Raw genomic sequence first — 19,541 nt, 5'->3', positions numbered from 1 at the left:
TCAGGCCGTCTCGCGGTCGAGCAGCTCGTGCGCGTCGAGGCCGAGCAGCGCGATATGCTCCTTCACGCGCGGCCAGTAGCCGGTGAGGAAGCGCTCGCGCTCGGCGATGCGCAGCTTTTCCACCGCGCCCGGCAGCACGAACATGCCCACGCCGCGGCGAACCTCGACATAGCCGTCGTCCTGGAAGCTCTGATAGGCCTTGGCCACCGTCAGCGGATTGGCGCCATGCTCGGCGGCAAGCGCTCGCACCGACGGAAGCTGATCCCCTGCCCGGTATTGCCCGCGCAGGATCGCCGCGGCGATGCTGGCGCGCAGCTTGAGGTAAACCGGGCTGTCCTCATGCTCTAGAGCTGTCATGGTGCTATAATACACCAATCAAGCATCAGGTCCATACCCCGGATTCCACCTATGTGCGATTTCGGACAGTGCCGGCCGGGGGCGCTCCTCCAGCGGGAAAGCTGGGGTGCCGAGGAACAGGAATCCGGCGATCTTCTGCCCCTCGCTGCCGAACAGGTCGCGCACCGCATCCGAATAGGCGGCCCAGCCGGTGATCCAAGCGCCGGTGAAGCCCATGGCGTGCGCGGCGTGGAGCAGGTTCATGCACACCGCACCGGCCGAAAGCTCCTGTTCCCAGACCGGGATCTTGTGCGGCACCACCGGGGCCGAGAGCACCACCACCAGCGCCGGCGCCTGGGTGGCGAACTGGATCGCCGCTTCCTCGTCGCGCGGGGTGCAGCCCGGCTTCTCGCTGCGCAGTATCGCGGCGAGCTTCTCGCCCAGCGCCTGACGCGCATCGTCGGGCACGGTAACGAAGCGCCAGGGGAAGAGCTTGCCGTGATCGGGGGTGCGCGCCGCGATCGCGATCATCTCGTCGAGCTGTTGGGGGCTGGGGCCGGGGGCGACCATGTCGCGGGGCTTGCCGGATCGGCGGGTGCGTAGAAGCGCGAGCGGGGTGGAGCGATCGTTGAAGGTCATGCGAGGCATCTAGGGCGCCGCCGCCGCCGCGCAACGCGCTTTCGTGCGGCGCGCTGTCGAACTGTGCCCAAATGCACATGCTTTACAGCGGCTTCATTCCGTCTAGGTTGGCCGCCCATGCGCCGGGCCCGAGCCCGGAACCGATATCAAAGGGCAAAATTCCGCATGGTCGACACTCCAACCGCCGATAGTCCGGCAGAGCCGGACATCACCCACGTCAATCCTGCGAAGGAATCGACGTGGTTCGGGCATCCCCGCCAGCTGGCGCGCCTGTTCACCACCGAGATGTGGGAGCGCTTCGGCTATTACGGCATGCGCGCGCTGCTGACGCTCTACCTGACGCAGCATTTCATGTTCGGGGACCGCGAGGCGACCGGCCTGTACGGCGGCTATACCGCGCTCGTCTATCTCACTCCGCTGGTCGGCGGCTATCTGGCCGACCAGTATCTCGGCTCGAAGCGCGCGGTGAAGTTCGGCGCGATCGTCATGTCGCTCGGCTATGCCATCCTCTGCTTCGGCGGACCGACTGCGACGCCGCACGCGACGATCGACAAGCAACGCTACGAAGTCTCGATCGAGAAGCAGGGCGACAAGGAAGTCCGCTACGTTATCGACGGATCGAAGAAGCTCGAGATCAAGGGCAATGAAGACGGCACCGTCGACCTGCTCAACGCCGGCGTCGTCGAGCGCAAGGTCGCCAAGGGCAGCTTCGAATCCGGCGCGGACCGCAGCGCCTTCTACGTGATGGTGATGCTGATCGCGCTGTCGATGGTCTCGGTGGGCAATGGCTTCTTCAAGCCGAACATCTCCACCATGGTCGGCGAGCTCTACGAGCAGGGCGATCCCCGACGCGATACCGGCTTCACGATCTTCTACATGGGCATCAACATCGGCTCGTTCTTCTCGCAGCTGATCTGCCCCTGGCTGGCCGTCGCCTATGGCTGGAGCTGGGGCTTCGGCCTGGCCGCGATCGGCATGATGGTTTCCTGGGCGCTGATCCAGTTCAACGGCGGCAAGCTCGATGGCTATGGCGAGCCCCCGGCCAAGCCGGGCGTCAACGGCCAACAATGGATCATCTACGCGGTGGCGCTCTGCGTCGTGCCGCTCTTCTACATGCTCTACGTCAACCTGATGCACTCGCCGGAGCCGGCCGCCGGCTCGGGCTTCATCGGCTATGTCACTTCGCTGCCGCTGATGGGCAAGCTGCTGTTCGGCTCGTTCCTGATCGGCGTGCCGGCGATCCTGATCTGGTCGTTCTTTGCCGGCAGCAAGACCGAGTTCCAGATGATGCTGGCCGCGATGGTGCTGATCGTCTTCAACGTCGTGTTCTGGACGCTGTTCGAGCAGGCGGGCTCGTCGCTCACCCTGTTCGCCGATCGCAACACCGATCTCTCGGTGTTCGGCTGGTTCACGATCACCGCGGGGCAGACCCAGTTCTTCAACGCCGCCTTCATCGTCCTCCTCGCGCCGTTCATGTCGATGATGTGGACCGCGCTGGCGCGGCGCGGGCTCGAGCCGTCGATCCCGGTCAAGTTCGGCATTGCGCTGATCGGCGTGGCTGCGGGCTTCCTGCTGCTCGTCTGGGGCGGCGCCTATGCCGATGCCAGCTTCCGGGTGAGCATCTGGTGGCTGGCCGGCCTCTACTTCATCCACTCCTTCGCCGAGCTCTGCATCTCGCCGGTGGGCCTCAGCATGATTACCAAGCTGTCGATCGCGCGCGTGGTTGGCCTGATGATGGGCGTGTGGTTCCTGTCGATCTCGGTGGCGCAGTTCTTCGCCGGCATGATCGCACAGCTCGCCAGCGTCGAGACGGTGGGCGGTCAGGTGACCAACCTCAAGGTCAGCCTCGACACCTATCTCGCCACCTTCACCACCATCTCGGTGTCGGCGATAATCCTCGGCGTGCTGCTCCTGCTGCTGAGCTGGCCGCTCAAATACTGGATGCACGGCGTGAAGTAAGCGCCGCGCCTTCGGGGCAAACGAAAAGGGGAGCCGCGAGGCTCCCCTTTTTGCGTCAGCCTGTTCCGCCGCTCAGGCGGCGAGGCGCAGCTCGACCGGATCGACGACAGGCGTCGCGGATTCCGCGATGGCGGGCAGCGTCACCGGGCGGCGCGCGGCGAGGAAGAGCGAGATAAGCGAGAACATCGGAAAACCCTCATTGCGTGTTTGCTGCAATGCAACATAGACACAAATGGGCCGCGGGTGCGGTTTCTGCAACTGCAATGACAACGGTGTCCTATTGCAGGAAATGCAATCGTTGCCCAGTCAACTTGCGACGCGCGCATCCCAGCCGAGCATCGCGATCCGCGCCGCCTCTTCCAGCTCGGCGCGGCTGGCGCCGTCGCGGGCAAGGATCGACATGCCGCTCTGCATCGTCTGCGCGAAGCGCGCGAGGGCATGGACATCGGTGGATGCAGGCAGTTCGCCCTCGGCCACCGCGCGCGCCAGCCGCGCCTTCAACCGTTCCAGGCCTTCCCGCCGTGCGGCCCGCATCGTGTCGCCCAGCTCGGAATCGCATTCGGATCCTGCGGAGGACAGGGTGACCATGCAGCCGAGCGGCTGGTCGCCGAGCGCCCCGGTCAGCGCCGCGGCCGAGTCGAGCAGATAGGCCTGCACCGCCGCGCGCGCGGTGCCTGCAGCCCGGAAGCCGCCCCACACCTGCGCATCGTAATTGTCGGCATAGTGGCGCAGCGCCTCCAGATAGAGCGCCTCCTTCGATCCGAACGCCGCATAAAGGCTCGGTGCGCCGATCCCCATCGCCGCGGTCAGGTCGGCGATCGAGGTCGCTTCATAGCTCTGTTGCCAGAACAGCCGGGTCGCCCGGGCAAGCGCCGCCTCGCGATCGAAGCCACGCGGCCGGCCGCGCCCGCGCGCGGCGGTTTCCTCGGCCTGGTCGGTGTCTCCAGAATTTTGCATCGATCGTTATATAATTCCCTTGAACTGTCGCCGCAACGTTCCCAGCTAATTCTGTATCGATCACTACAGAATGAGACAAGCCATGTTGGAACTGACGGGAAAGCGCGCATTGGTAACCGGCGCGGCACGCGGCATCGGCGCCGGAATCGCGCTGGCGCTGGCGGACAAGGGCGCGGACGTCGCGATCACCTATGAGCGCTCGGCGGATCGCGCCGCGGCGCTGGTCGCGGCGATCGAGGCGAAGGGGCGGCGCGCGCTGGCGATCCAGGCGGACAGCGCCGATCCGGAAGCGGTGCAACGCTCGGTGGCCGAAGCGGTGGCCGGGCTGGGCGGGCTCGACATCCTGGTCAACAATGCCGGCATCGCGCGCTACAGCGGTGTCGATGCGCTGAACCTCGAAGACGTGGACGCGCTGCTCAACGTCAACGTCCGTGCCGCGGTGATCGCCTCGGGCGCCGCGATGCCGCATCTGCCCGCGGGCGGCCGCATCATCACGATCGGATCGTGCCTGGCCGAACGCGTCTTCGCGCCGGGATCGACGCTCTATTCGATGACCAAGTCGGCGCTGCTCGCCTTCAACCGCGGGCTGGCGCGCGATCTGGGCGGGCGCGACATCACGGTGAACCTGGTCCAGCCCGGTCCGATCGATACCGACATGAACCCGGCGAACGGCGAGCATGCCGAGTTCATCCGCAGCCAGACCGCGCTTGGCCGCTATGGCACGGTGGAGGATATCGGCGCGGCGGTGGCGTTCCTCGCCAGCCCGGCGGCGCGCTTCATCACCGGATCGGTGCTCACCGTCGATGGCGGGGTGAACGCCTGAAGCCGAGCGTCTGACAAGCAAAACGGCCCGGCATCGCTGCCGGGCCGCTTCGTTATGGTCAGGCCGCGAGGCTTACCAGATGTGCACGCGCTGCTCGGGTGCCAGGTAGAGCGCGTCGCCCGGCTGGATGTTGAATGCCTTGTACCAGGCATCGACGTTGCGGACGATGCCATTGACGCGGAACTTGGCGGGCGAGTGCGGATCGGTCAGCGCATATTGGCGCGCCGCGTCCTCGCGGATCTTGGTCTGCCAGGCCTGGGCATAGGCGAGGAAGAAGCGCTGGTCGCCGGTCAGCCCGCCGATCACCGGGGCCTTGCCATGCTCGGCCTGGTACTTCTGGAAGGCGCCATAGGCCGCCTCCACGCCGCCCAGGTCGCCGATATTCTCGCCGAGCGTCAGCTTGCCCTGCACCTTGGTGCCGGGAACCGCTTCATAGCCGTCATACTGGGCGACGAGCGCGGCGGTGCGCTCGCCGAACGCCTTCTTGGCGCCGTCGGTCCACCAGTTCTCGAACTTGCCGGTCGGGCCGAACATGCTGCCCTGATCGTCGAACCCGTGTCCCATCTCATGGCCGATGATCGCGCCGATCGCGCCATAGTTCACCGCCGGATCGGCGCTGGGGTCGAAGAAGGGAGGCTGCAGGATCGCGGCCGGGAAGGTGATCTGGTTGGCGAGCGGGTTGTAATAGGCGTTCACCGTCTGCGGGGTCATGTCCCACAGGGTGCGGTCGACCGGCTTGCCGAAGCGCGACAGCTCGAGCTGGTGCTGGAACTCGCCCGAGCGCATCGCATTGCCGAGCAGGTCGCCGCGGACGACCTTGAACGACGAATAGTCGATATACTTGTCCGGATGGCCGATGCGCGGCTCGAATGCGGCGAGCTTGGCCAGTGCCTTCTGCTTGGTCGCCTCGTCCATCCAGGTCGAGCTGGAAATGCGGTCCTTATAGGCGGCGCGCAGATTCTCGATCAGCTCGGCCATCTGCTTCTCGGCCGCCGGCGGATAATATTTGGCGACATAGATCGCGCCGACTGCCTCGCCGAGCGCACCGTTGACCATCTGCACGCCGCGCTTCCAGCGCTCGCGCTGCACCTTCACGCCCGACAGCGTCTGCGAATAGAAGCCGAAGCGCGTGTCGTCGAAGGCCTTGGGCAGGAACTGCGCGTGATCGCTGACGAAGCGATAGGCGAGATAGTCCTTCCAGGCCTGGAGCGGCGTCGCGACCATCAGCTTGCCGAGTGCGGTGACGGCAGTGTTCTGCGTCATCAGCACCTTGGGCGAGCTTTCGAGCCCGGCAGTCTTGAGCATCAGCGCCCAGTTGAACTCTGGTGCCTTGGCCTCGAGCCCGGCGAGCGTCTGCGGATCGTTGAGCTTGGCGATGTCGCGGCTCTCGGCCGGCGACCACTGGACCTTGGCCATCGCGGTTTCGAGCGCGATGATCGCATCGGCCTTGGCCGCGGCATCGGGGATGCCGGCCAGCTCCTGGATCTTCACGACATAGGCGCGATAGGCGGTGCGGAACGCGTCATATTTGGCGCCTTCGAGCAGATAATAGTCGCGCGGCATGCCCAGCCCGCCCTGGCCGGTGATCGCGGTATAGCGGGTCGGGTCGGCAAGGTCGGGGATCACGCCCAACTCGACAGGCGAGGCATAGCCGACGGTGGCGAACAGCACCTGCAGCGCGTCGAGGTCCTTCACCCCGGCGATCGTGGCGAGATAGGGCTTGAGCGGCGCGGTGCCGGCCTTCTCGATGCCTGCCTCGTCCATCCAGCTGGCGTAGAAATCGCCGACCTGCTTGCCGCTGGCGCCATAGGCGGACGGGTTCTTGGCCATGTCGTCTAGGATGGCGCGGACATTCGCTTCGGCCTCGACCGAGAGCTGGGTCCCGAAGCCGGCCGAGGTGCGATCGGCGGCGATCTCGACGCGATCGTTCCAGCCGCCATTGGCGTACATCCAGAAATCGTCGCCCGGCTTCACGCTCGGCTTCTGCGCGGTCAGGTCGACGCCGAAGCTGCCGTATCGCGGCGCGGGCTTGGCCGTCTGCGCCATGGCCGGCGAAACCGCGACCAGCGCCACGCCAGCGGCGAGACGCACCCAATTGCTCATTTTCATCCAAGTACCCCAAACAGATAGACTGTATTAGCGGGGTGTAACGCCGGCGAATTGCCCTCGCAACGGGATTCAGCGGTCGATAAGGTGCCGATAGGCAGTGGTGATGGCGTCACCAAAGGTCGCGAAGGTCAACTCCAGCCCGGAGTCCAGCGCGAGCGCCGCACGGGCTTCGGCGACGGCGATCTCGGTCGCGGCGTCGATCGGATAGCCATAGACGCCGCAGCTGATCGCCGGAAAGGCGAGGGTGGTGAAGCCGTTGGCGCGGGCGACCTCGAAGCAGCGGCGATAGCAGCTGGCCAGCAATGCCGCCTCGCCATGCGCGCCGCCATGCCAGACCGGGCCGACCGTGTGGATCACATGGCCGGCGGGCAGCCGGTAGCCGCGGGTAAGCTTGGCATCACCGGTCGCACAGCCCCCGAGCGTGCGGCATTCGGCGAGCAGCTCGGGCCCGGCGGCGCGGTGGATAGCGCCATCCACCCCGCCGCCGCCGAGCAGCGAATTGTTCGCAGCATTGACGATCGCATCCACGGCGAGGGCGGTGATGTCCCCCTCGATCACGCGGATGCGTGACTCGCTCATCCCACGCGGTTCTTGACGAGATCGTCGACCACCGAAGGATCGGCGAGCGTCGAGGTGTCGCCGAGCGACGAGACGTCGCCCTCGGCGATCTTGCGCAGGATGCGGCGCATGATCTTGCCCGAGCGGGTCTTGGGCAGGCCGGGCGCGAACTGGAGGGCATCGGGCGTCGCGATCGGGCCGATCTCGGTGCGCACCCATTTGATCAGCTCGGCACGCAGCGCTTCGTCCGCCACGCAGTTCGCGTTGAGCGTGACATAGGCATAGATGCCCTGGCCCTTGATGTCGTGCGGCATGCCAACCACCGCGGCCTCGGCCACCTTGGGATGCAGCACCAGCGCGCTCTCCACCTCGGCGGTGCCCATGCGGTGGCCCGAGACGTTGATCACGTCGTCGACGCGGCCGGTGATCCAGTAATAGCCGTCGCCATCGCGGCGGCAGCCGTCGCCGGTGAAATACTTGCCGCGATAGGTGGTGAAATAGGTCTGGAAGAAGCGCTCGTGATCGCCCCAGACCGTGCGCATCTGGCCGGGCCAGCTGCGCGCGATGACGAGATTGCCCTCGGTGGCACCGTGCAGGATGGTGCCGTCGGCATCGACGATCTGCGGGTCGACGCCGGGGAAGGGCTTGGTCGCCGAGCCCGGCTTGAGCGCAGTCGCGCCGGGCAGCGGGGTGATCATGTGGCCGCCGGTCTCGGTCTGCCACCAGGTGTCGACGATCGGGCAGCGGCCCTCGCCGACCACGTCATAATACCAGCGCCAGGCCTCGGGGTTGATCGGCTCGCCGACGGTGCCGAGCAGCTTGAGCGAGCTGCGCGAGGTGCTGGCGACATAGTCGTCGCCTTCCTTCATCAGCGCGCGCAGCGCGGTGGGAGCGGTGTAGAGAATCTCGACCTGGTGGCGATCGACCACCTGCCAGATGCGGCTGGCATCGGGCCAGTTGGGCACGCCTTCGTACATCAGCGTGGTGCCGCCGTTCGCGAGCGGGCCATAGACGATGTAGCTGTGCCCGGTGACCCAGCCGATATCGGCGGCGCACCAGTAGATCTGGCCGGGGCGATAGTCGAACACCAGCTCGTGCGTCATGCTCGCCCAGAGCAGATAGCCGCCCGACGAGTGGAGCACGCCCTTGGGCTTGCCGGTCGATCCCGAGGTGTAGAGGATGAACAGCGGGTCTTCGGCGCCCATCGGCTCGGCCGGGCACTCGGCCGGCGCCTGGGCCGCTGCCTCGTGATACCAGAGGTCGCGGCCTTCCTGCATCGGGATGTCGCCGCCGGTGGCCTGCACCACGATCACCTTTTCGAGGCAGGTGACGTGCGCCGCCGCTGCATCGACATTGGTCTTGAGCGGGACTTTCTTGCCGCCGCGGCGACCCTCGTCGGCGGTGATGACGACCGAGGAGTCGCAATCGGTGATGCGCCCGGCCAGCGCCTCGGGCGAGAAGCCGCCGAACACCACCGAATGGATCGCGCCGATCCGCGCGCAGGCGAGCAGCGCGAACGCCGCCTCGGGGATCATCGGCATGTAGATGGTGACGCGGTCGCCCTTCCGGACGCCCTGCGCCTTCAGCACATTGGCGAAGCGGCAGACCTCGGCATGGAGCTGGCGATAGGTGTAGCGCTTCGGCGCCTCTTCGGGCGCATCGGGCTCCCATATGATCGCGATGCTGTCGCCGCGCTTGGCGAGGTGGCGGTCGATGCAGTTGGCAGCGACGTTGAGCTTGCCGTCGGCGAACCAGTTGATCCGGAAATCGGCCTCGTCGAACGACCAGTCGCCCGCGATCTCGGGGCGCTTGATCCAGTCGAGCCGGCGCGCCTGCTCGAGCCAGAAGCTGCCCGGATCGGCGAGGCTCATGCCATAGAGCTTCTCGTAACCCTCGGCATCCACCCTGGCGCTGCGCGCCCAGCTTTCGGGAACAGGGTGTATGCTGACGGTGTCGCTCATCGCTTCAGGTTCCCTCGCAATTTTGCGCCTCTCTGCCCAAGCGAGGCGCGCAGGCCAAGTGCTGAATCCATTCCGGCACCGCTCCGATCCCCATCTCTCCTGGCTTCGAGACATATTGCGACAATAATTCGCTGGAACTGAAACGGTCCTCGAAACATCTAGAGGGCCATGGCCAACCGTCCGCTAACCCTGAGCCTGGTGCTCGCGCTGCCGCTCGCCGCCTGTTCGGTGGGTCCGGACTATCATCCGCGCGCCGCCGCCGAGCTGGGCGTGCCCGATGGCTGGTCGGTGCCCGCCGGGCAGAAGGCGCAGGAGGACCTGAGCCAGTGGTGGACCAAGTTCGACGACCCGATGCTCGCCAGCCTGGTGCAGCGCGCCCAGGCGGCGAACCTTGATGTCGCGCAGGCGGTGGTGCGGCTGCGCCAGGCGCGCGAGGCGCTGGTCCAGCAGCGCGCCGACCTGTTCCCCAGCCTCAGCGCATCGGGCGGCGTGTCGCACAGCGAGCCGCTGCGCGGCGGCACCACCAGCACCACCTTGCCCGACGGCACGGTGACCAGCTTCTCGCAGGGCGGTAGCACCAGCTTCTCGCTCGGCCTCGACGCCAGCTACCAGGTCGACCTGTTCGGCGGCGTGCGCCGCGGCGTGGAAGGCGCTAGGGCAAGCTATGAAGCGAGCGGCTTCGACTATGCGGCGGTGCTGATCTCGGTCGAGGCCGAGACTGCCCGCAACTATGTGCTCGCCCGGGTGGCGCAGGCGCAGCTCGCCAATGCGCGCGACAATCTCGCCATCTCCGACGACAATCTCGAGATCGCCGGCTGGCGCGTCCAGGCCGGGCTGGTCTCGTCGATCGACCAGGAGCAGGCGCGCGCCAGCCGGGCGCAGCTCGCCGCCACCATCCCCACGCTGGAAGCCAGCTACAACAGCGCGGTCTCGCGCCTCGGTGTGTTGACCGGCCAGGCGCCGGGCGCGCTCAAGGCCGAGATGGAAGCGGTGAAGCCGATCCCCAAGGGGCCGGCCGAAGTTGCCGCGGGCATCCCCGCCGATGCGCTGCGCCAGCGGCCGGACGTGCGCGCCGCCGAGCGCAACCTGGCGGTGGCGAGCGCCAATATCGGCGTCGCCACCGCCCAGCTCTATCCCTCGCTGTCGATCGGCGGCAGTATCGATTCGGGCAGCAGCGCGCTTTCGGCGATCTTCGACACGATCACCGGCCGCCTGTTCGCCAACATCGCCCAGACGCTGTTCGACGGCGGCAGGCGCGCCAGCCAGGTCCGCTCGGCCGAGGCGGCTGCGGACGGCGCCTTCCTTGCCTACAAGTCCACCGTCCTGACCAGCCTTGAGGATATCGAGAACGCGATCGTCGCGTTGCAGGTGGCCCAGCGCCGCCAGCAGGAATTCGCGACCGCGCTCGATGCCTCGAACAACCAGGCGCTGCTCGCGCGCATGCAATATCGCTCGGGCCTCACCGACTTCACCACGCTCAACACCGCCGAGTCCGCCCTCATCTCCGCGCGCAACGGGCTCGTCTCCGCCCGCTCGGACGAGGCGACCGCGCTGATCCAGCTCTACCAGGCGCTGGGCGGCGGCTGGGACGCGAGCAAGACCCCCACCGCTCCGACGACAGGCAGCACCGCCAATGGCAACTGATCCCAACCAGAATCTCGACGATTTCCTGGGCACGCCGCCGCGCCCGTGGTGGCGCCGTTGGCTGAAATGGGGCCTCATCGCGATCGGCGTGCTGCTGGTGGTCCTGCTCGCCTGGAACCTGTTCGGCACCAGCAAGGAAACCAAATATGCCACCGAGCAAGTCGATCGCGGCAACCTGACGGTCACCGTCTCGGCCACTGGCAAGCTGGCGCCGACCAACGAGGTGCAGGTCGGCTCGGAGCTTTCGGGCCTGATCCGCACCGTGCTGGTCGACGTCAACGACCGGGTGGTGAAGGACCAGCCGCTCGCGTTGCTCGATACTGCCAACCTCGACGACCAGATCAAGCAGAGCGCCGCACAGCTTGCCGCGCAGGAAGCGCTGGTGGCGCAGAACCAGGCGACGGTGGCGCAGAACCAGGCCAATCTCAACCGGCTCGAGGAAGTCAGCCGCCTGTCGGGCGGCAAGGTGCCCGCCAAGGTCGAGATGGAGCAGGCGCGCGCCGATTATCAGCGCGCGGTCGCTACGCTGCGCTCGAGCCAGGCCAATGTCGTCGCCCAGCGTGCCGAGCTGTCGACGGCCAAGACCCAGCGCGCAAAGGCAGTCATCCGCTCGCCGGTCAACGGCGTGGTGCTCGTCCGCCAGATCGAGCCGGGCCAGACGGTGGCGTCCTCGCTCAATGCGCCGGTGCTGTTCGTCATCGCCGAGGATCTCTCGTCGATGGAGCTCGAAGTCGCGATCGACGAAGCCGATGTCGGCTCGGTCAAGCAAGGCCAGCTCGCGAGCTTCACCGTCGATGCCTTCCCGGGCAAGACCTTCCCGGCGACGATCACCCGCGTCGACCTCGGCTCGAACCAGACCGTTTCCACCTCGTCCTCGTCGAGCAGCAGCAGCTCGACCACGTCGAGCACCTCGACCGGCGTGGTTTCCTATGCAGCGATGCTGAGCGTCGCCAATGCCGACCAGCAGCTCCGCCCGGGCATGACCGCGACGGCGGAGATCGTCACAAAGTCCAAGCCGAACGTGCTGCTCGTGCCCAATGCGGCGCTGCGCTTCACGCCGGCTGCGACGCCTAGCCCGAGCGCGAGCAGCTCTGGTGGGATCGCCGGTGCATTGGTGCCGCGTGGCGGCAGGCGCCGCGGCGCAGCCGGGCAGGGCGGTGCCGAGAAGCAGGCCAAGGGCGGCCAGGCGGGCACGCAGACCGTCTATATCCTCGATGCCGAAGGCAAGCCGCAGGCAGTGGAGGTCACCACCGGCGACACCGACGGCAGCGTCACCGAAGTCACCGGCGGCAATCTGAAGCCGGGCGACAAGGTGATCACCGGCCAGCTCGCCGGCAACGGCTCGGGCCAGAAGCGCCAGAGCGGTCAGCGGCGCCAGGGCGGCAGCTCGGGCGGCGGTTCGGGAGGTCAGCGTGGCGGCCAGTGATGCGGGCGCGCCGCTGATCCAGCTCCGCAAGGTCGTGAAGACCTATGGCGCGGGCGCCACGGCCTTCCAGGCGCTGAAGGGCGTCGATCTGGATATCAACGCCGGCGATTTCGTCGCGGTGATGGGGCCGTCGGGTTCGGGCAAGTCGACCACGATGAACATCCTGGGCTGTCTCGACGTGCCGAGCGCGGGCGAGTTCCTGTTCAAGGGCGTCCATGTCGAGAAGCTCGAGCGCGATCAGCGGGCGCTGCTCCGGCGGAAGTATCTCGGCTTCGTCTTCCAGGGCTTCAACCTGCTCGCGCGCACCTCGGCGCTGGAGAATGTCGAGCTGCCCCTGCTCTATCGCGGCGATCCCAAGAAGGAGCGGCGCGAGGCGGCGATGGCGGCGCTCGACAAGGTCGGGCTGAAGGAGTGGTGGGATCACACCCCCGGCGAGCTTTCGGGCGGCCAGCAGCAGCGCGTCGCGATTGCCCGGGCGATCGTCACCAATCCCGACGTGCTGCTTGCCGACGAGCCGACCGGCAATCTCGACAGCGAGCGCTCGGTGGAGATCATGCAGCTGCTCACCGATCTCAACAAGACGAGCGGCATCACCGTGCTGATGGTCACGCACGAGCCCGACATGGCGGCGTTCGCGCGCACGATCATCCATTTCAAGGACGGGCTGGTCGAGCGGATCGAGGCGAGCCACCACCAGGGGGAGGTCGTGGCATGAGTGCGCGCGCTGCCTTCTCGCCCTTCTTGCCCCCCTTCCGCTTGCGGGAGGGGTTAGGGGAGGGCCTGTCTCTCGCCGTATCCGTTCAGCCCCTCCCCCGACCCCTCCCGCAAGCGGAAGGGGAGCAGAAGTAATGTTCGGCACCACCTTCATCCTCGCGATCCGCTCGATCCTGCGCCACAAGCTGCGCTCGATCCTGACCGCGCTCGGCATCATCATCGGCGTCGCGGCGGTGGTCACCATGGTCACGCTCGGCAAGGCGACCACGGCGGCGGTGCAGCAGCAGATCTCGGCGCTCGGCACAAACATCCTCCAGATCCGCCCGGGCCAGGGCTTCGGCCGCGGCGGCGGCGGGCCGCGCCCGCCGGACTTCAAGGAAGAGGATGTCCAGGCGATCCGCCAGCAGATTACCGGCGTAAGCGCTGTCGCCCCCCAGGCGCAGTCGACCGCGACGGTGATCTATAACGGCGCCAACTGGTCGACGACGATCAACGGCACCACCAGTGACTATTTCAAGGTCCAGCCCTGGCCGCTGGTCGAGGGGCGCTACTGGAACGGCATCGAGGAGCAGGCGGGCAAGGCGGTGTGCATCATCGGTGGGACCGTGCGCACCAACCTGTTCCGCGGCGGCAGCGCCGTGGGCGACCGGATCCGCGTCAACGGCGTCTCGTGCGACGTGATCGGCGTGCTCTCGACGCGCGGCCAGGCCGGTTTCGGCGGCGACCAGGACGATGTCATCATCATGCCGATCAAGCAGGTCCAGCGCCGCTTCACCGGCAACCGCGACATCCGCCTGATGCTGGTCGGTACCGATCCCGACTATGAAAGCGCGCAGATCCAGTCCTCGATCACCGATCTGCTGCGCCAGCGCCGCCAGATAACGGGCGGCAAGGAAGATGATTTCAACATCTTCGACACCGCCCAGATCAGCCAGACGCTCACCGGCACCACGACGTTGCTCACCCAGATCGTTGCCGCGGTGGCGGGAATCAGCCTGATCGTCGGCGGCATCGGCATCATGAACATCATGCTGGTGTCGGTCACCGAGCGTACGCGCGAGATCGGCATCCGCCTCGCCATCGGCGCGGTGGCGAGCGAGGTGCTGATGCAGTTCCTCGTTGAGGCGGTGGTGCTCTCGATGCTCGGCGGCATCATCGGGCTGTTGTTGGCGCAGATGGCGGTGGCGCTGATGTCGTGGCTGGGCTCGCTGCCCTTCCTGTTCGACGTCCAGATCAACGTGATCGCCTTTGCGATCTCGGCGATCATCGGCGTGGTGTTCGGCTATTTCCCGGCGCGGCGCGCGGCGAGCCTCAATCCGATCGACGCGCTACGTCACGAATGAGCGCGGGCGGCTGCTCGGGCAGCCCGTCGGTGCGCAGGCCATAGAGTTCGCGCAGCTCGCGCAGGTCGTCCTGTGTGTCGATATCGACCAGTTCGGCGGGCGGGGCGATCACATGATGCCCGCGCTTGATCAGTTCGCGGGCGCCTTCGTCGCCTTCGAGCCTGAGCAGTTCGGGGAACAGGTCCTTGCCGAACAGGGCCGGCGGCATCGGCCGTACGCCGTCCGAGGAGGCGACGATCGTTGCATTGCCGTCGGCGGCATCCATCATCCGGCGGATATGCGCGGCGGTGACGCGCGGCATGTCCGCCAGTGCAATGAGCACATTGTCGCAGCCCAGCTCGATGGCGCGGGTGATTCCGTGGCAAAGCGAGCGCGCCTGGCCGGCGGCGGGATCCGGGTTCTCGACCACATCATAGCCGAGCGCGGCAAAGTCCAGCGCGGTATCCGAGACCACCGCGATCCGCGCCTTGAAGGGGAGGTGCGAGAGCGCGGTCACGACATGATAGGCGAGCGGCTTGTCGAGGAACGGTTCGGCGAGCTTGTCGCCGTCGTTGAACCGGCGCGAGCGGCCGGCAGCGAGGAGGATCAGGGCGACCTGGTCAGGCTTGAGCATGGAAGGTTTTCACCATGGCTGCGGCAATGGATAGCGCGATCTCGGACGGGCCGATCGCGCCGATGGCGAGCCCGGCCGGCCCTTCGATCCGCGCCAGATCGGCATCCGAGAAGCCCAGCGCGGCGAGCCTTTCCAGCCGCGCCGCGTGGCTCTTGCGCGACCCGAGCGCGGCGACATAGCCGGCCGGCGCGCGCAGCGCGGCGATCAGCGCGGCATCGTCGATCTTGGGATCGTGGCTGAGCGTCACCACGGCCGTGGCGGGATCGGGTTGCAGGGCGGTCACGGCCTCGTCGGGCCATCGGTCGTCGAGGATCACGCCGGGGAAACGCTCGGGCGTGAGGAATCTCTCCCGCGGGTCGATGATCGTCGTCGCGATGCCCAGCTCGCGCGCGAGGCCTGCCAGCGCCTGAGCGATCTGGACGGCGCCGACGATCAACAGCCGGCGCGGCGGATCGTAGCGGTTGACGAATGCGCCCGGGCCGGCGGCGGAGCGGCCGCTGGCCAGGTCCGTGCCGATATCGAGCGATTCCCCGCGGGCGCGCGCCGCATCGATCGCGTCGAACAGCGCGGGAGGAAAGCCGGTGTCCGACACTGGCTGCACCAGCACCGAAATCTCGCCTCCGCAAGGCAGCCCGACTTCCCAGGCCGCCGGGTCCGCGACGCCATAGTGTCGCACGGTCGCCGGTGCGCCGTCGATCACCTCGGCGGCGGTCTGCAGGATGTCGGTCTCGACGCAGCCGCCCGACACCGATCCCTCGAACCGGCCATCGGCATGCACAAGCATGTGGCTGCCGCGCGGCCGCGGCGCCGATCCCCAGGTCGATACGACGGTGGCCAGCGCCAGCCGTTCGCCCTTCCAGGCGCGGGCCGCCGCGAGCACGCTGTCATTATCCGCCATCATCGCCTCGCAACCGTCACATGAGCAGCCTAGGCCCAACCCCGTAACGAAGGGAGAGTTTCGTGACGAGATCGCTGATTGCCGCGCTGTTGCTGATGGTGCCGGGCGCCGCGCTGGGGCAAGGTCATGCCATGCATCCGGAAAAGCCCATCGTCATCGCGCATCGTGGCGCCAGCGGGGAGCGCCCCGAGCACACGCTGCTCTCCTATAGCCGCGCGATCGAGCAGGGCGCCGATTTCATCGAGCCCGATCTGGTGCCGACCAGGGACGGCGTGCTCGTCGCCCGGCACGAGAACAACATCACCGAGACCACCGATGTCGCGGACCATCCCGAGTTCGCCGCCCGCAAGGCGACCAAGACGATCGACGGCGAGATGATGACGGGCTGGTTCACCGAGGACTTCACCCTCGCCGAACTCAAGACGCTGCGCGCGAAGGAGCGCCTGCCCAAGCTGCGTCCGGATAACACGAAGTACGATGGCCAGGCCGAGATCCCGACGCTCGACGAGGTGATCGCGCTCGCGAAGAAGGCGTCAAAGGAGACCGGCCGGACGATCGGCATCTATCCCGAGACCAAGCATCCGACCTATTTCGCCTCGATCGGCCTGCCGCTCGAGCAGCGCCTGGTCGACACGCTCAAGGCAGCGGGCTGGGACCGCGCCGATGCGCCGGTGTTCATCCAGTCGTTCGAGGTGGACAACCTCAAGCGGCTCAGGACGATGACCAAGGTGAGGCTGATCCAGTTGATGGCCGGGATCGGCGGCCCGGCGGACCATGCCCAACAGAGCTACAAGGCGATGACCACGCCCGAAGGGCTGAAGGCGATTGCCGCCTACGCCTATGGCATCGGCCCCGAGCTGACGATGATCCAGCCGGTGAGCGGCCCCGCCACCACGCTGATCGCCGATGCGCATGCCGCGGGGCTGAAGCTGCATCCCTGGACGTTCCGGGCGGAGAACTTCTTCCTCCTGCCCAGCTACCGCTCCGGCGCAAATCCGGCGGAACATGGTCGCCTGAAAGAAGAAATCCTGTATTTCCTCGGTCTTGGCGTGGACGGTTTCTTCACCGATTTCCCCTATATTGGTGTAGAAGCGCGGGATGCGGCGGCGAGGTCGCGCGCGCACGCCGGGGGATGAAGATTTTATGCGTAGGTTTCTGATGCCTTTCGTTGCGGCGCTGCCGCTGCTCAGCGGCGGCTGCATCGCCAAGACCATGGTCGACGTCGTCACCCTGCCGGTGAAGGCAGGCGCGCAGGCGGCCGACTGGGCAACGACCAGCCAGGACGAGAGCGACCGCAACTACGGCCGCAAGATGCGCGAGAAGGAAGCGCGCGAGGGCAAGGAGCTGCGCAAGCTCTGCAAGAAGCATCCCGAGGACGAGCGCTGCCGCGGCAGCGCAAACAATGGCTTTCGCGCCGACCCGGGCGGCAATCGCTACAACTGATCGGCGCTTTGCTCCAGGTTAAACCAATTCGGCTTCAATAGCCTGCAAGATATTCCCTCGAAGCGCGTATGTTGCGCAGCATCCAACGGCAGGGGGATGCCATGGCTATACTCGATGCGCGCCTGAACAATCCGGCGCTGTTGCTGCTGCCCGTGGCAGCTTTGCTTGCCGGCATCGTCGCCTGTACCGAGAAGCAGCCCGGGCCGGGTACCGCCGCCGGCGCCGCGCCGCAGGTTTGCGTCAACCCGGCGCCGATCCCCGCCAATTTCGACTATCCGCAGCCGGCGGGGACGATCGAGAAATGGGTGGCCGCGCGCGACGAGGCGCGGGCGCGCACGCATGGCTGGTATCTCTGGGCCGCGCTCAACAGCCCGGCGGGCAGCGAGCCGGTGTGGCGCAGCTGGTGCACCTCGACCCAGGCCTACGCCGGCAACACGCCGCTGCCGAGCCCCACGCCCAGCGCGACGATCACTGCGGAGGATGGCACGACGCTGATCGGCGGCACGCTCGCCGGCCCGCCGACGCTGCCGATGCGTGTCCGCAAGTTCCTGAACGGCACCGATCCGATCAACTTCAAATATCCGCCCGAATATCCGCTGCCGGCCGAGGTGTTGAAGCGCTACGCCAGGACGCAGTGCATCCAGCCGCCCGGCCCCGGATCGTCGCTGCAGACGCTCGCCGACGGGCCGACCTTCGAGAACAACGGCGATATCATGGTCGCCGGGGTGACCTACAACAAGGGCGCCTATGATTGGATCCGCGGCAAGGGGCTCTACCAGAGCGCCACGCTCCAGGCGATGCTGCCCCAGGGCCAGGGCCAAGCCGAGATCCCGGCGATGCCGAGCGATTCGATCGTGCTCAAGCCGATGATGTGGCCGGTGCCCAAGGGCGGCTTCGTCGCGCTGCCGGTGTGGGACGACCAGCAGAGCGACCGCGGCCAATATGCCGGCTATGAGAACATGAACATGTGGCCGCGCGCCGTGGCGCTCACCACCACGCCCCAGGCGCAGGTGGTGCCCGCATCGGTGAGCTTCCTGCACGGCGTGAAGTGGCATGCGCTGCCGCTGGGGCCGAACGTCTATAAGGGCGCGCCGGTGGTCGGGACCGACCAGTTCTACCACTATACGCCCGACCTAACGACGATGGACGCATGCGACCGCGCGATCCTCGATGCCTCGGCTTACTGGGCCTATGGCCGGATGTTCCAGCCGGGCGACCAGCTGGTGATGATCGCGATGCACATGATCACCAAGGAGCAGGGGGCGTGGACCTTCCAGTCGGTCTGGTGGCATGACAAGCCTGATGCCGGCCCCTATGCCGCCAACCGGCCCAACATTCCGGCCGCGCAGGCGCCGGGGCCGTGGCGCCATTATCTGATGACCTCGACCTATGGCATCTCGGCGGTGCCCCGCGGCACGACCTGGCCGGTCGCCTACAACCCCTATATCGAGCTGGCGGCCGATCATCCGATCCGCACCAACTGCATGAACTGCCATCACCGCGCCGCGGCACCCAACGGCAATTCGAGCTATCTCGCCAATCCCGGCCCGGGCCCGCTCGACATCTTCGAGCAGAGCGACCGCATCTTCAACGGCCTGCTCAAGACCGATTCGATGTGGGCGATCAGCGATCGCGTGCCGCTGCCCACCCGCACCCCGACCCCGTCGCCGACGGCAACCTCGGGGCCGGTGGGCAAATGAGTTAAAGGGGGAAGCTCTACGCGGCGAAGCCTTCGGCATCGATCGCGTAGAGCATTTCCGCCTTGGCCATTGCGGCAGGCTTGAGCCCCATCGCTTCGGGGACGATCTGCGTGACGTAGAAGGCTGTGGCCGCCTGCTTCATCTTGCGGAAGGCAGGGTCCCCCTCGCCGCGCGCGGCGGCGCGACCCGAGGCTTCCATCAGCCAGCCGCACACCGCGGTGGAGAGCATTGTCAGGAATGGATAGCTGGCGGCAAGCCGGTCGTCGGCCTCGCTGGCGAGCAGGTTGCGTGCCACGTCCTCGCAGGCGTCGATCAGGTTGATAAGGCCGGTGTCCTCAGCATCCTCGCGCATCTCGGCGAGGAGGCCGAACAGCGTTCCGCCATTGTCCATCGACAGCTTGCGCCCGACCAGGTCGGC

General features: G+C 67.0%; 18 protein-coding genes. 9 read left to right on the top strand and 9 right to left on the bottom strand.

The annotated features are described in order from the left end of the window. On the bottom strand, positions 1 to 357 hold the full coding sequence (locus P6144_RS05830) for a GntR family transcriptional regulator (protein WP_277766802.1): 357 nt from the start codon (positions 355 to 357) through the stop codon (positions 1 to 3). Between the two features lie 18 nt (positions 358 to 375). Next, positions 376 to 975, bottom strand: a complete 600-nt coding sequence (locus tag P6144_RS05825) for a nitroreductase (RefSeq protein ID WP_277766801.1) — start codon at positions 973 to 975, stop codon at positions 376 to 378. Positions 976 to 1,140: 165 nt separating this feature from the next. Here P6144_RS05825 and P6144_RS05820 point away from each other — a divergent pair, with 165 nt between their 5' ends. Next, a complete protein-coding gene (locus P6144_RS05820; RefSeq protein WP_277766800.1) occupies positions 1,141 to 2,934 on the top strand; it encodes a peptide MFS transporter in 1,794 nt (597 codons plus the stop codon). 306 nt (positions 2,935 to 3,240) lie between these two features. Here P6144_RS05820 and P6144_RS05815 read toward each other — a convergent pair whose 3' ends face one another. After that, positions 3,241 to 3,891 (bottom strand): TetR/AcrR family transcriptional regulator, encoded by a 651-nt coding sequence (locus P6144_RS05815; protein ID WP_277766799.1) that lies wholly within the window; start codon positions 3,889 to 3,891, stop codon positions 3,241 to 3,243. A gap of 82 nt (positions 3,892 to 3,973) precedes the next feature. Between P6144_RS05815 and P6144_RS05810 the strand changes: the two genes are divergently transcribed. Further along, the gene (locus P6144_RS05810; RefSeq protein WP_347275314.1) at positions 3,974 to 4,714 is read left to right on the top strand and encodes an SDR family oxidoreductase; all 741 of its coding nucleotides are present in this window, start codon (positions 3,974 to 3,976) and stop codon (positions 4,712 to 4,714) included. Between the two features lie 72 nt (positions 4,715 to 4,786). Here P6144_RS05810 and P6144_RS05805 read toward each other — a convergent pair whose 3' ends face one another. The 3 genes from P6144_RS05805 to acs all read right to left on the bottom strand — a co-directional run bounded on the left by P6144_RS05805 (position 4,787) and on the right by acs (position 9,342). Further along, positions 4,787 to 6,823, bottom strand: coding sequence for a M13 family metallopeptidase (locus P6144_RS05805; protein ID WP_277766798.1), 2,037 nt, complete (start codon positions 6,821 to 6,823; stop codon positions 4,787 to 4,789). Between the two features lie 69 nt (positions 6,824 to 6,892). Continuing rightward, positions 6,893 to 7,402 (bottom strand): O-acetyl-ADP-ribose deacetylase, encoded by a 510-nt coding sequence (locus P6144_RS05800; protein ID WP_277766797.1) that lies wholly within the window; start codon positions 7,400 to 7,402, stop codon positions 6,893 to 6,895. Continuing rightward, positions 7,399 to 9,342 (bottom strand): acetate--CoA ligase, encoded by a 1,944-nt coding sequence (gene acs / locus P6144_RS05795; protein ID WP_277766796.1) that lies wholly within the window; start codon positions 9,340 to 9,342, stop codon positions 7,399 to 7,401. The genes P6144_RS05800 and acs overlap by 4 nt, the downstream gene beginning before the upstream one ends. Positions 9,343 to 9,510: 168 nt before the next feature. On the opposite strand from acs, the gene P6144_RS05790 reads away from it, so the two are divergent. The 4 genes from P6144_RS05790 to P6144_RS05775 all read left to right on the top strand — a co-directional run bounded on the left by P6144_RS05790 (position 9,511) and on the right by P6144_RS05775 (position 14,469). Then, positions 9,511 to 10,986: an efflux transporter outer membrane subunit gene (locus P6144_RS05790; protein WP_277766795.1), complete on the top strand. Its 1,476-nt coding sequence runs from the start codon at positions 9,511 to 9,513 to the stop codon at positions 10,984 to 10,986. Beyond that, entirely contained in the window at positions 10,976 to 12,412 is a 1,437-nt protein-coding gene (locus P6144_RS05785) for an efflux RND transporter periplasmic adaptor subunit (RefSeq protein ID WP_277766794.1), read from the top strand. Before P6144_RS05790 ends, P6144_RS05785 begins: the two co-directional genes overlap by 11 nt. Then, positions 12,399 to 13,127, top strand: coding sequence for an ABC transporter ATP-binding protein (locus tag P6144_RS05780; RefSeq protein WP_277766793.1), 729 nt, complete (start codon positions 12,399 to 12,401; stop codon positions 13,125 to 13,127). Before P6144_RS05785 ends, P6144_RS05780 begins: the two co-directional genes overlap by 14 nt. A gap of 133 nt (positions 13,128 to 13,260) precedes the next feature. After that, a complete protein-coding gene (locus tag P6144_RS05775) occupies positions 13,261 to 14,469 on the top strand; it encodes an ABC transporter permease (RefSeq protein WP_277766792.1) in 1,209 nt (402 codons plus the stop codon). Here the strand turns inward: P6144_RS05775 and P6144_RS05770 are convergent. Both P6144_RS05770 and P6144_RS05765 read right to left on the bottom strand, forming a co-directional pair. Then, entirely contained in the window at positions 14,438 to 15,082 is a 645-nt protein-coding gene (locus P6144_RS05770) for a nucleotidyltransferase family protein (RefSeq protein WP_277766791.1), read from the bottom strand. The genes P6144_RS05775 and P6144_RS05770 overlap by 32 nt on opposite strands. Next, on the bottom strand, positions 15,069 to 15,980 hold the full coding sequence (locus tag P6144_RS05765; RefSeq protein WP_277767404.1) for an XdhC family protein: 912 nt from the start codon (positions 15,978 to 15,980) through the stop codon (positions 15,069 to 15,071). Before P6144_RS05765 ends, P6144_RS05770 begins: the two co-directional genes overlap by 14 nt. A gap of 95 nt (positions 15,981 to 16,075) precedes the next feature. Between P6144_RS05765 and P6144_RS05760 the strand changes: the two genes are divergently transcribed. The 3 genes from P6144_RS05760 to P6144_RS05750 all read left to right on the top strand — a co-directional run bounded on the left by P6144_RS05760 (position 16,076) and on the right by P6144_RS05750 (position 19,123). Further along, positions 16,076 to 17,116 carry a glycerophosphodiester phosphodiesterase gene (locus tag P6144_RS05760; RefSeq protein ID WP_277767403.1) on the top strand — a complete coding sequence of 347 codons (1,041 nt, stop codon included), beginning with the start codon at positions 16,076 to 16,078 and terminating at the stop codon, positions 17,114 to 17,116. Between the two features lie 7 nt (positions 17,117 to 17,123). Then, on the top strand, positions 17,124 to 17,423 hold the full coding sequence (locus P6144_RS05755) for a hypothetical protein (protein ID WP_277766790.1): 300 nt from the start codon (positions 17,124 to 17,126) through the stop codon (positions 17,421 to 17,423). A gap of 101 nt (positions 17,424 to 17,524) precedes the next feature. After that, positions 17,525 to 19,123: a hypothetical protein gene (locus P6144_RS05750; RefSeq protein WP_277766789.1), complete on the top strand. Its 1,599-nt coding sequence runs from the start codon at positions 17,525 to 17,527 to the stop codon at positions 19,121 to 19,123. 16 nt (positions 19,124 to 19,139) lie between these two features. On the opposite strand, the gene P6144_RS05745 is transcribed toward P6144_RS05750, so the two are convergent. Continuing rightward, on the bottom strand, positions 19,140 to 19,541 hold a 402-nt coding region (locus P6144_RS05745; protein ID WP_277766788.1), incomplete at its 5' end, for an acyl-CoA dehydrogenase C-terminal domain-containing protein.

The sequence above is a fragment of the Sphingomonas sp. HITSZ_GF genome (genome assembly GCF_029543155.1).
Classification (GTDB): domain Bacteria; phylum Pseudomonadota; class Alphaproteobacteria; order Sphingomonadales; family Sphingomonadaceae; genus Sphingomonas.
Note: the sequence above shows the minus strand (reverse complement) of the source record. Positions and strands in the feature narration are given on the sequence as shown.